Raw genomic sequence first — 11,425 nt, 5'->3', positions numbered from 1 at the left:
GGCCTTCAGCTCTAGCGCGGGCAAGCCCGCTCCTACAGGTTAATGTGGGAGCGGGCTGGCCCGCGATGACGGGCGCCCAGCCGCCGCGCTGGCTGATCAAAACTGATATTCAGCCCCCGCCCCCGCGTACCACGACCTTCCCGGCGCCGCTTCGTAATAGCGGAAGTTGCCGTCCCCGACGATCACCGAACCCACGTACTGGCGATCCAGCAAGTTATCCAGGCGCAGGGTCTGGTGGAAGGTCCAGTGCTCGACCTTCTGCTCGAAGCGCGCACGCCAGTTGAACACGCTGTAGGCCGGCGCGGCGCGTTGCTGGTTGGTGTCTTCCACGTAGACTTTGCTGCGGTACATGCCTTCGAGGGCCGTGCTGACCCAGTCGCGTGGTTTCCAGTTCAGCTCGGCGAAGAGCGTGGTCTGGGGGACGCCGGGCAGGTAGTTGCCTTTGTCGACCGCCGTGCTGGCGCCGCTGACGAAGTCGCTGTCATAGGTGGCTTGCAGGCGGGTGTAGGCGAGGTGGGTGCTCCACTGTTCGGTCAATTGGCTTTCCAGGCCCAGTTCGAAACCACGGCGCAAGGTGCGACCGGCGTTCTGGTAGGTGGTGCGACCGCCGCTGGATTGCTGCACGACCAGTTCGTCATCGGTGGTGATCTGGAACACCGCAGCATTCACGCGTGTGTCCTGGCCAATCCGGGCCTTGAGCCCCATTTCATACTGCTTGCTGACCGACGGCTTGAGCGCGAAATTGAAGCCGTTCGAGCTGCTGGAATACGCCGACTCCGCCTGGGTCGGGGTTTCAAACCCTCTGCCTGCGCTCACATAGCCATGCAGGTCCGGCGTGAACGCATACATCACGCTCACTGACGGGGTGTTCTTCTGGTAGGTCTTGTTGCCGCTGTCGTTGCCGTCGCTGAGGAAGTGGTCGTCCACGTCCATCTTCATGGTGCTGTGACGCAGGCCGGCTTGCAGGGTCCAGTCGCCCAGCAGCCAGTTGGCCTGCACGAACGGGTCGAGGCTGGTGGCGGTGTCGATTTCATCGCGGCCCAGCGCGCCTTTGACGCCGTGCACGCCGTTGAGGGTGTTGGAGTAGCCTTGGCGATCATCCTGGCTGCGGTCGTAGTCGAGGCCGGTGATCAGGGTCAGGTCGCCGGGAACGCTGGTGATCGGCTGCAGCCAGTGGACGGAGCCGCCGTAGAATGTGCGGTCGAAGTTCACCACGCCGCCGCGTTTGTCTGACGCCGTTCCGCCGGGAATCGACAGGTACTGAATCACACTGCGCCGCCCTGTATACGCATTCACCTGCAGCGTGGCATCACCGATATAGCGCTCGTAATTCAGGCCCAATTGCTGATGATCGATGCTTTTTCGCGTGTTGTACTGCAGCGCGGCCGGTGCTACCGAGCGCGGGTCCGCCTTGTACGCGGCCCAGGTCTGGCCCAGCGGGTCTTGCGTGCCGTTTTGCTCCAGGCTGCTGTAGATCAGTGCCAGTTTGCTGTCGTCATCGGGTTGGACATTCAGCTTGGCAAAGGTCTGGTCACGACGGGCACTGCTGTGGTCGCGGTAGCCGTCGGTGTCCATGCGCGAGGCGTCGAGTACAAAACCGGCGCCATTCGCCGCGCCTTCGGCCGTCAGGTGGTTCTTGTTCAGGCCGTCACTGCCCACCAGCGTTTCGGCGCCGATGCGCGGCGGGCCTTCGCCATCGCGCGAGAACATCTGGATCACGCCGCCGGCATTGCTGCCATACAGCGTGGCGGCCGGGCCGCGCAGCACTTCGATGCGTTCGGCGGTGTCGAGGTTGAACGTGGCGGCCTGGCCCTGGCCATCCGGAGTGCTGGCGGGGATGCCGTCGGCGATCAGCTTGATGCCGCGCACGCCAAACGCCGAGCGCGCACCGAAGCCGCGTGAGGAGATCTGCAGGTCCTGCGCGTAGTTCTGACGGTTCTGCACCACCAGGCCAGGCACGCGGGACAGGGCTTCGGAGGCATTGATGCCGAGTTGGCCCTCGCTGATCTGCTCACGGCTGATGCTGTCGACCGAATACGGAAGGTCGAACGTTGGGCTGGCGCTGCGTGAACCGGTTACCACGCTGGGGTCGAGGACCAGCGCTGCGTCTTCAGCCCGGGCGGTGTCGCACAAGGTGAACAGGCTTGGCAGCAATAGGGTGAGGCGAGCAAGGGTTTTCATGGGGCAGCCCGAATCCGTGGCGCATAAGACATAAACGCGCAAAAGGGCGCGAGTTTAGTGAAATGCTGAGTTTTTGCCATTTCGGATTTTTCGCACGCAATTTGGCGATGCGCTTGGGTGGGGGATCCGACCTTTCGCTGATAGCGTGGCCGGCCGTTGGCGATCACAGGACAAACACAATGAAAATCACGGCTGCAATGGGTATTGCCGCACTGCTGGTGGGCGGTTGTGGGACCGTCAACAGCGTCATCCGCAAAGACGGCGACACCGCGCGTGAGCTGCGGCTTATCAAAACGTACTGCCAGTCCATACCCCGCGTTTACAGTGGCGTGGCCTTTGATTTCTGCGCGCTGCACGCGGCTCCCGATCCGACCGGCATACTGATACCCTTCGTGCTGCTGGACATTGCAGCGTCCGGCGTTGCCGATACCGTTGTGTTGCCCTACACGATTTATCGCCAGGCAAACGACGGCAACATCAGCGTCTATTGGCGCCCTGGCGGTTCTTGAGCGAGGCTGTGCATAAGCTGGCCATGACAAATGGAGTTGTCTATGAATCGTGGTTTCACCCTTCCATGGATGCTGACGCTCGCACTGCTCACCGGCTGCGGCACCATCAATACCGTGTTTCGCCCGGACGCTGTGGCCAGCCAGAGCCTCAAGGATGCGCACAGCCACTGCGAAAGCGTGCCGCGTATCTACAGCGGCGTGATCTACGGGTTTTGTTACTTGAACAGCGAGCCCCAGCCTGAAAAAGGCATCAACAACCCAACCTTTCCACCGCGCGAAAGCAATGCGTTCCCGGTCATTGCCATTGAGGCGATTGCCTCCGGTGTAATGGACACGCTGGTGCTGCCCTACACGATCTACCGCCAGAACAAGGACGGCAGCATTGAGATCTACCGCTAGGCGCAGTGACAACCGGTCGCCACATTCCCTAGATCATCACGTGGCGTGTTTACGCTATAATCCCGCCCTTTAGCTGTTTCTCGTCCAGGCGAGAGGCACACTTTTTTCAGGCGCAACCCGCCTGCATGCAGACTAAAAGAGGCTAGACCCCTGTGGCATTGACGATTCTTGGCCTGTCCGGCGCCCTTAGCCATGATCCTTCCGCAGCCTTGTATATCGACGGCAAGCTGATCGCGGCCGCCGAAGAAGAGCGCTTCGTACGCGACAAACATGCAAAGAACCGCATGCCCTACGAATCGGCGAAGTTCTGCCTGGAACAAGCCGGTATCAAGCCTTCCGACGTTGACGTGGTGGCGATTCCGTTCGCCCCGATCAGCCTGTTCGGCGAGGCGCGCTGGCACTATGCCAAGCGTTACTGGTACGCCCCGGACCGCGCCCTTGACGCGATCCTGATGGGCAACCGTCGCTACAAGCGCTACCGCAACAAGATCGTCTGGTGCCTGGAGCAACTGGGCTTCGATCCGAAGAAAATCAAGATCGAACCGGTTGAACACCACCTGGCCCACGCCTCCAGCGCTTACCACTGCTCCGGCTTCCAGGAGAAAACCGCGATTCTCGGGATCGACGGCAAGGGCGAGTACGCCACCACCTTCTTCGGCTACGGCGAAAACGGCAAGATCCACAAGATCAAGGAATTCTACGATCCGGACTCCCTCGGCGGCCTGTATGGCGCGATCACCGAGTTCCTCGGTTTCGAGATGCTCGACGGCGAGTTCAAGGTCATGGGCATGGCGCCGTATGGCGATGCCAGCAAGTACGATTTCTCGCGTCTGGCCTCGTTTGAGAACGGCGAGCTGGTGATCAACACCGACTACGCCAACGTCATCGGCCTGCGTCGCTACAAAGAGAAGGGCAAGGGGTTCTACTTCTCGCCAAAACTGATCGAGTGGCTGGGTCCCAAGCGCGAAGGCGATATCGCCGACGAGCCGTACATCCACTACGCGGCCAGCATGCAAGCGCTGTTCGAGAAGCTGGCCCTGCAGATGATCGACCACTACCTGGGCGACATCCTCAAAGACACCGGCAAGCTGGCCTTCGCCGGCGGCTGCGCGCTGAACGTCAAGCTGAACCAGAAGATCATTGCCCGCGATGACGTCAAGGAGCTGTTCGTGCAGCCGGCGTCCGGCGATGCCGGCACCGCGGTGGGTGCCGCCGCCTACGTGTCCCACGCCCGTGGTGTACCGGTCGAGAAGATGGAACACGTCTACCTCGGCCCGTCCTACAGCAACGAAGACGTGATCGCCGCGTGCGCCAAGCACGCAAGCAAACCGGTGTGGCGCAAGATCGAGAACATGCCCAAGCGCATCGCCAAGATCATGGTCGACGGTAACCCGGTGGCCTGGTTCCAGGGCCGCATGGAGTTTGGCCCGCGCGCGTTGGGCGGTCGTTCGATCATTGGTTGCCCAAGCGCCACCGGCGTGGCGGATCGCATCAACCACCAGATCAAGTTCCGCGAGCGCTGGAGGCCTTTCTGCCCGTCGATGCTCGACACCGTTGCGCCACAGATGATCAAGGTCGATCACCCGGCGCCGTTCATGACCTTCACCTTTGAAGTGTCGGAAGAATGGAAAACCCGTGTGCCGGAAGTGGTGCACGAAGACGGCACTTCCCGTGCCCAGGTGCTCAAGCGCGAATACAACCCGCGTTACTACGACATGATGAAAGAGCTGGAAGTACTGACCGGCAACGGCGTGTCCCTGAACACCTCGCTCAACCGTCGCGGCGAAGCAATGATCTGCTCGCCGACCGACGCGCTGAACATGTTCTTCGGCTCCGACCTGCAGTACCTGATCATGGAAGACATCCTGGTCGTCAAAGACGGCGTGGACCCTTATGACTCGGTCGGCTGATCGCCACGTCCTGCAGTTCTGCCACGGCTATGACGGGCCGTTCCTCGATTGCGCGCGGCAGTACGCCAGCCTGTTTGCAGGCTCGGGCTACAAGGTGACCACGGTGTTTCTCACCGGGGTCGCCGACCCCGATGTGGCGGCCGGTTGTGCCTCTGATGAAGTGTTGTTCATGGAATTCAGCTCCAAGGCCATTCGTGGCCTGAAGCTGGGCGCCATCGGTGAGCTGCGCAAGATCGCGGCGTCACGCAATTTCAGTTTCTGCATTGCTCACCGGTTCAAGCCGATCTATATCGCCTTGCTCGGCACGCGCTTGCCGGTGATCGGTGTGCATCACGCTTTTGGTGATTATCAGCGCCGCAGCCGCAAGCTGTTTGCGTCGATTTTCCGCAAGCGTTTGAGCCTGCTTGGTGTGTCCGATGCGGTGCGTGACGACATACGCCGTTGCTTGCCGGCCTGGCCGGCAGCGCGGATTCAAACGCTGTACAACCGCATCGACGTCGACGCCATGCAGGCCCTGCAGGTTCCGGCCGAAGCGGCGCGTGATGCGTTGGGGCTGTCGCCGGATGAGTGGGTGGTCGGCAACGTTGGCCGCCTGCACCCGGACAAGGACCAGGCGACCTTGCTCAAAGGGTTTGCCCTGGCGCTGCCGCATTTGCCGGCACAAAGTCGTCTGGCCATCCTCGGCACCGGCCGCTTGGAGAAAGACCTCAAGGCCTTGGCCCGTGAGCTTGGGATTGCCGAGCAGGTGCTGTTCCTTGGCCAGGTGCCGGATGCGCGCCGTTACTTCCGAGCCTTCGACGCCTTTGCCCTGAGTTCCGATCACGAGCCTTTCGGCATGGTACTGCTGGAGGCGATGGCCGCCGGCGTGCCGCTGTTGGCAACAGCGTGTGGTGGCGCCCGGGAAGTGGTCGAAGGCGTGGGGATCCTGTTTCCCTTCGGCGATGCCGAACACTTGGGTCAGGGGCTTCGGCACCTGGCGGCAATGGATCGTCAGCAGCACGCGCAATGCGCCCAGATGATGCTGGAGCGCTTGCACGAGCAGTTCTCGGACCAGGCGGTTCGCGCTGCCTTCTGGCAGCTGCCGCACGTTACTGAACTGACCGCGAGGGCGTGATGCTCAATCGATTCCAAGGCTGGCGCGAGCGTGGCTGGTCCGTCGTTGACGCGTCCACCTACAGCGACGCCTGGCAGCGTTATGGTGGCAGTGTTGCCACCCATCCGCAGGTGGTTGAGCGTCTTGCCGGGCTGGCCGAGATTCCTGTGCGCTACCTGGCGTGGGAACACGGCGGCGAACTCAAGGCCTGTATTGCGACCTGGGGCCAGGACTTGGCGTTATCCAAGGATGTGCTCAAGCGCAAAGGCAAGAAGGGCTTGTTCGACCTGGGCAATGCCGAGTTGATTCTGCCGGCCGCCGCCGATGCTCAAGCCCCTTTGCGTCATCGCGCGCGCTACCTGTCGGCGCTGAATGAAGGCCGTTTTGCCGGCATCAAGCTGCAGACCGAGCAGTTGGCCATGGCGCGTACCCCGGAAGAACTCTCGAAGAAATTTCGCTATAACCAGCGCCGCGAGTTGCGTCTGCTGGAAGAGGCGGGCGGTGTTGTGCGTGCGGTCCAGACGTTCACCAGTGCCGAGCTGGCGGCAATTTACTGTGATTTGTTCCAACGCCGCTGGGGCTTTCCCGCCACCGGCGCCGAGCGCATGGCGCAGGTGATCGAACTGCTGCGTGAATGGCTGATCGGTTCGGTGATTTTCCTCAACGATGCGCCGATCGCGATTCAGCTGGTTTACCGCGTTGAAGCGCCAGAGTGGGTCAGCGTCGAGTACGTCAATGGCGGCGTAGACCCTCAGACGCGTGAGTTCAGCCCCGGCAGCGTGCTGAGTTTCCTCAACACGCAAAGTGCCTGGGAACAGGCGCGGGAAGCCGGCAAGCCGCTGCGATTTTCGTTTGGCCGGGCAGACCGCGAGTATAAAGACCGTTGGTGCAACCCGGTGCCGGTGTTCAAGGTATGAGTGATTCTCCCAGCCGCAAGCAAGCCCTGCTCAAACGCCATCGCCGCAACAAGCGTACGGCGCTGCTGGTCGGTTTGCTGGTGTTGATCGGCGTCGGCGTGGCGGTGGCCTGGTGGCTGCCGCTGCTGCTGGCAATTCTGGCCTGGGTGGCCCATGAAGCCTGGTTTGCCGATCATCTGTTTTACTCGCCCGGCGACGACTATCAGTACGCCTTTGCGGCCGAGACCGAGCAACCCAAGGTTGTTCTGGATAACGGCCGATTGCTGCTGGAGCAGGCGCTGGAGCTGTCGGGCGACGAGACGCTGATCCTTGCGCTGCGGCTCAAGAGCGGCTTGCTGGGGCGCTTTATTGATCCGTTTATCGCCTTGCCACAGGGCGATCGGCAGGTGTTCGAGCGCGGCGTCAACGGCTTGCGCTACTTGAACCTCACCGGCCAGGCGCAAGCGCTGCTCGCTGGGCAACTGCGCCTGAGCGGCCGGTTCTGCCGTGTGCAAGGCACGCCGGTGTTGTCGGTATTTCGCCAGCCCGACGTGCGTCAGCAGCGGGTGATGGTGATTGCGCCCCATGCCGATGATGCCGAGCTTGCCGCCTTTGGCCTGTACAGTCAGGCGGCGCAGCCCTGGATCGTGACGTTGACGGCCGGCGAAATCGAAGCCGAGCATTATCAACAGATGGGCCTGGGCAAGCCCGAGGCTGCACGCCTCAAGGGCCGGTTGCGCGCCTGGGACAGTGTCGCCGTACCGCGTTGGGCGGGTGTGCCGCAGGAAAACTGCGTGCAGCTGGGGTACTTCTGCCTGCAGCTGGCGGCGATGAGGGCCGAGCCTGATCGCGCGGTGGCGTCACGAGAAGCCGAGTTGAGCGACATTCGCGTGTTTCGCCAATTCAACCCGCTCCCCTTGCCTGCGGATGCCGATGGCCGGCCGACCTGGAACAATCTGCTGGCAGATCTGCGCGCGGTGCTGCTGATGGCGCGTCCTGACGTTATCGTGCTGCCGCATCCGGTGCTCGACCCGCACCCTGACCATGTCTGCGCACAGCACGCCGTGCTGCAAGCCCTGCAAGGGCTGGAGTGGCAGCCGACCACGCTGCTCGGCTATGCCAATCACCTGCATGACAACGACCGCTGGCCGATGGGCGATTCGGGCAACGGCATCGCGTTGCCGCCCTGTTTTGATTCGACCATCACCTTGCAGCCTTTTTGCGTGCCGGTGTCTGCCGAACAACAGCGTGACAAGGCCATGTCGCTGGGCATGATGCATGACTTGCAGCCCAGGATGCCGTTCAAGCGGCGCGTGCGGCGTGCGATTCAACGGTTGCTGGCCGCAAGGGCCATTTCACCCTGGGGGGAAAATGAGTTTTACCGCAAGGCTGTAAGGCGACATGAACTTTTTTGGTTCATCAAGCACAAGTAAGGTTACGTAACGTGGAGGGGCGCAGTGCGCTCCCGCAAAAAATGACAGTGAGTCCGTTTTGATCAATCAGTGCCCCCGCATCCTCTTCCTCATTCCTTACTTTGGCCGCTGGCCATTCTGGATGCCGTTTTTTCTCGAAAGCTGCCGACACAATGCCGATATTGACTGGCTGTTATTCAGCGACTGCCCGATACCGAGCAACGTGCCGGACAACGTCAGGATTGAAAGCATTACCTTCGCCGATTACTGCGCGTTGGTTTCGCAACGGTTGAACATCCCGTTTGCCCCGCAAGCGGCTTACAAGTTGTGTGACATCAAGCCTGCGCTGGGGCATATCCATGCTGATCGCCTCCAAAGTTATGACTTCTGGGCGTTTGGCGACCTGGACCTTGTTTACGGCAATCTGCGTCGCTATTTCACGCCCGATCGACTGGCTGGCTATGATTTGTTTTCGACCCACGAACGACGGGTCGCCGGCCATTTGTGCCTGATGCGCAACACGGCCAGAAAGCGCCAGGTGTTCATGCAGATCAAGGATTGGGAGGCGCGTTTCACTGATCAGGCGCATCATGCGCTGGATGAAGGCGCGTTCAGCAGGATTTTCCTGTGGCGCAAGAATTTTCCGAAACCGTTGTTCGAGTTGGTCGGCAAGCTCAATTCCTGGCGCCGCCGCAGTGAGTTCACCGAGGCGTTCAGTACGCCGGGCGGTGTGATCAAATGGCACGACGGCAGTGATCGCTTCCCGCATCAGTGGTTCTGGAATAACGGTCGCCTGACCAATGACAGGGATGGCGAGCGCGAATTTCCCTATTTCCATTTTGTCTGCTGGAAGCGTAATCAGTGGCCACGGTTACCGGAGCCCGACAGCGAGTACGTCGAGGCGCTGGCGGCTGAACCGTCGTGGGTCGTTGATGCCACAGGTTTCCATCGAGGAGAGTTATGAGTCGGCGTTTCAAGGTCCTGCAATTGCAGCCTGACTACAATGTTAAATCCCATGATTTTGCCGACCTGGCCGAACAGATCGTCAAGGCATTGCCTGCGGACCGCTATGAAGTCACCGCCGCGTTTTTGCGTGGCCGACCCGGGCCCGCGGACCCGGTCAGCCGGGCGGCAACGTCGGTCTACTTCGATTTCTCCGACAAGGCGCTCAAGGGCTTGAGGCTGCGCGCCATGTGGCAGATGTATAAGTTCTGTCGCAAGGAACAGTTTGACGTGGTGGTGTGCAACCGCTTCAAGCCGGTCAACATGATGTTGCAACTGAACCGCTGGTTGAAGATTCCACTGTGTATCGGGATCTCCCACGGCTTTGGCGAGTATGACCGTCTCTACCGCCGTAAACAGGCGCAGCGCTGGATCGACGAGCATTGGCGGTTTGTCGGGGTTTCGCCGGCGGTCAAACAGTACTTGCTGGACTGCAAGTGCGGGTTTACCGACAGCAATACCTACGCGATTACCAACGCCATCGACATCGAGCAGGCCGAAGGCTTGCAGCATTCGCGCGAACGCGCGCGTGAGTTACTGGGCATCGACCCTTCGGTGCGGTTGATCGGCGCCCTGGGCCGTCTGGTTCCGGTCAAGGGGCACACCTATTTGCTGCAGGCGTTTGCAGCGCTCAAGGATAAATACCCTGCGGCGCAACTCGCCATCATTGGCGCGGGGCGTGAGCAGGCCAACCTGGCCGCGCAGATCCAGAGCCTTGGCCTTGATGGGCGGGTGCACTTGCTGGGCTTCAAGGAAAACGCCCTGCAGTACGTGCGCGCTTTCGATATCTGGGCCATGCCCTCGCTGGCAGAAGGCTTGGGCCTGGCGCTGCTCGAAGGCATGAGCGGTCGCCTGCCGGTGATCGCCTCCAGTGTGCCGGCCATGCTGCCACTGATTGAAGGCGCCGGTGGCCTGGCGGTGGAGCCGGCCAACGTGCCCGCATTGACCCAGGCGCTGGACACGTATCTGGCGCTGTCCGATGAAGCGCTCGCGCAAAAGGGCGAGCAGGCTTACCAATACCTTCAGGCGCAACATGACATTGAGGTGTTCCGCCAGCAATACCTGGAGTTGATCGAATCCGGGTTGGCCCAAGCACGCAGGAACAATGTATGAACCCAAGTCAGCCCTTGGTCACGGTGATCATTGCCTCGTACAACCACGGCCCGTACATCGAGGAAAGCATCCTCAGTGTGCTGAACCAGACCTACCCCAACATCGAACTGCTGGTGATTGATGACGGCTCGACAGACGACAGTGTCGAGCGCATCCGCCGCCTGCAGGAGCGCCACACCTTCGACTTTCGCGTCCAGCAGAATCAAGGCCTGACGAATACGCTCAATGGCGCTATTGCACGCTCTCAAGGCCCGCTGATCGTGCCGTTTGGCTCCGACGACATCATGAAGCCAGAGCGCATTGCGATTCAGGTGGCTTACATGGACGGCAAGCCGGAAGTGGGTATCTGTGCGGGTAACATCGAGCTGATCGATTCGCGAGGCGAACTGCTTCCGGAGAAGCGCCAGCGCCGCGACGTGCCGTTTCGGCGCCTGGACTTCGACGACATGTTCCTGGAGCGCAAACCCTATCCGCCGGCACCCACGCTGATGATTCGGCGTGAGGCGCTGGAAAAGGTCGGTGGGTTTGACCCCGAGATTCGCCTGGAAGACTTGTTGATCGAGTTGAAGATTACCCATGCCGGGTACTTCATCGATGGCCTGAACGTGGTCATGGCCCGCTACCGCAAGCACGCCACCAACTCGTACAAGAACCACCGATTCATGATCGACAATATCCTGCGCTCTTACGCGTTGTTCAGTGACCACCCGCTCTATGACGAGGTGCGTTACAAGTTTCTCAGCTCCATGTTCCTCAAGACCTCCAACCGCAATCGCGCGTTGGCGCGAGAGTTGTTGGCGCAGATCCCGTTTCGGGCCTGGAACAAGAAAACCTGGCGGGGTTTGGCGCGGCTGTATTTTTCGCCGCTGGAAAAAGACTGACACGCCAGTGTGCGCCCCTCGCCGGGGCG

At 61.0% G+C, this 11,425-nt stretch carries 10 protein-coding genes; 9 read left to right on the top strand and 1 reads right to left on the bottom strand.

Annotation, left to right across the window (positions count from 1 at the left end; all coding sequences use genetic code 11):
* Positions 1-96: 96 nt before the first annotated feature.
* Positions 97-2,181 carry a TonB-dependent receptor family protein gene (locus AC19YS_RS04475; RefSeq protein ID WP_500601031.1) on the bottom strand — a complete coding sequence of 695 codons (2,085 nt, stop codon included), beginning with the start codon at positions 2,179-2,181 and terminating at the stop codon, positions 97-99.
* A 179-nt stretch (positions 2,182-2,360) separates the two neighbouring features.
* Between AC19YS_RS04475 and AC19YS_RS04470 the strand changes: the two genes are divergently transcribed.
* The 9 genes from AC19YS_RS04470 to AC19YS_RS04430 all read left to right on the top strand — a co-directional run bounded on the left by AC19YS_RS04470 (position 2,361) and on the right by AC19YS_RS04430 (position 11,396).
* The gene (locus AC19YS_RS04470; RefSeq protein WP_119737978.1) at positions 2,361-2,690 is read left to right on the top strand and encodes a YceK/YidQ family lipoprotein; all 330 of its coding nucleotides are present in this window, start codon (positions 2,361-2,363) and stop codon (positions 2,688-2,690) included.
* Between the two features lie 42 nt (positions 2,691-2,732).
* The gene (locus AC19YS_RS04465; RefSeq protein ID WP_214247493.1) at positions 2,733-3,089 is read left to right on the top strand and encodes a YceK/YidQ family lipoprotein; all 357 of its coding nucleotides are present in this window, start codon (positions 2,733-2,735) and stop codon (positions 3,087-3,089) included.
* 152 nt (positions 3,090-3,241) lie between these two features.
* A complete protein-coding gene (locus tag AC19YS_RS04460) occupies positions 3,242-4,999 on the top strand; it encodes a carbamoyltransferase family protein (protein ID WP_119737974.1) in 1,758 nt (585 codons plus the stop codon).
* The gene (locus tag AC19YS_RS04455) at positions 4,983-6,113 is read left to right on the top strand and encodes a glycosyltransferase (protein ID WP_200624015.1); all 1,131 of its coding nucleotides are present in this window, start codon (positions 4,983-4,985) and stop codon (positions 6,111-6,113) included. The genes AC19YS_RS04460 and AC19YS_RS04455 overlap by 17 nt, the downstream gene beginning before the upstream one ends.
* Positions 6,113-7,009: an antimicrobial resistance protein Mig-14 gene (locus AC19YS_RS04450; protein WP_106577586.1), complete on the top strand. Its 897-nt coding sequence runs from the start codon at positions 6,113-6,115 to the stop codon at positions 7,007-7,009. The genes AC19YS_RS04455 and AC19YS_RS04450 overlap by 1 nt, the downstream gene beginning before the upstream one ends.
* Positions 7,006-8,421, top strand: a complete 1,416-nt coding sequence (locus tag AC19YS_RS04445; RefSeq protein ID WP_500601029.1) for a PIG-L family deacetylase — start codon at positions 7,006-7,008, stop codon at positions 8,419-8,421. Before AC19YS_RS04450 ends, AC19YS_RS04445 begins: the two co-directional genes overlap by 4 nt.
* Before the next feature lie 58 nt (positions 8,422-8,479).
* The gene (locus tag AC19YS_RS04440) at positions 8,480-9,364 is read left to right on the top strand and encodes a DUF6625 family protein (protein ID WP_500601027.1); all 885 of its coding nucleotides are present in this window, start codon (positions 8,480-8,482) and stop codon (positions 9,362-9,364) included.
* Positions 9,361-10,515: a glycosyltransferase family 4 protein gene (locus AC19YS_RS04435; protein ID WP_106577589.1), complete on the top strand. Its 1,155-nt coding sequence runs from the start codon at positions 9,361-9,363 to the stop codon at positions 10,513-10,515. The genes AC19YS_RS04440 and AC19YS_RS04435 overlap by 4 nt, the downstream gene beginning before the upstream one ends.
* Complete coding sequence (locus AC19YS_RS04430; RefSeq protein ID WP_106577590.1) at positions 10,512-11,396, top strand: glycosyltransferase; 885 nt, start codon at positions 10,512-10,514, stop codon at positions 11,394-11,396. Before AC19YS_RS04435 ends, AC19YS_RS04430 begins: the two co-directional genes overlap by 4 nt.
* Positions 11,397-11,425: the final 29 nt, after the last annotated feature.

It is taken from the genome of Pseudomonas sp. MF08831 (assembly GCF_059862645.1).
The sequence above is the reverse complement of the archived record's forward strand: the minus strand, read 5'-3'. Positions and strand labels throughout refer to the sequence as shown.

What these genes read in the sequence shown, in the direction of transcription:
- AC19YS_RS04475 (WP_500601031.1), bottom strand. Translation starts at nt 2,181, where the DNA reads ATGAAAACCCTTGCTCGCCTCACCCTATTGCTGCCAAGCCTGTTCACC.
- AC19YS_RS04470 (WP_119737978.1), top strand. Translation starts at nt 2,361, where the DNA reads ATGAAAATCACGGCTGCAATGGGTATTGCCGCACTGCTGGTGGGCGGT.
- AC19YS_RS04465 (WP_214247493.1), top strand. Translation starts at nt 2,733, where the DNA reads ATGAATCGTGGTTTCACCCTTCCATGGATGCTGACGCTCGCACTGCTC.
- AC19YS_RS04455 (WP_200624015.1), top strand. Translation starts at nt 4,983, where the DNA reads ATGACTCGGTCGGCTGATCGCCACGTCCTGCAGTTCTGCCACGGCTAT.
- AC19YS_RS04450 (WP_106577586.1), top strand. Translation starts at nt 6,113, where the DNA reads ATGCTCAATCGATTCCAAGGCTGGCGCGAGCGTGGCTGGTCCGTCGTT.
- AC19YS_RS04445 (WP_500601029.1), top strand. Translation starts at nt 7,006, where the DNA reads ATGAGTGATTCTCCCAGCCGCAAGCAAGCCCTGCTCAAACGCCATCGC.
- AC19YS_RS04435 (WP_106577589.1), top strand. Translation starts at nt 9,361, where the DNA reads ATGAGTCGGCGTTTCAAGGTCCTGCAATTGCAGCCTGACTACAATGTT.
- AC19YS_RS04430 (WP_106577590.1), top strand. Translation starts at nt 10,512, where the DNA reads ATGAACCCAAGTCAGCCCTTGGTCACGGTGATCATTGCCTCGTACAAC.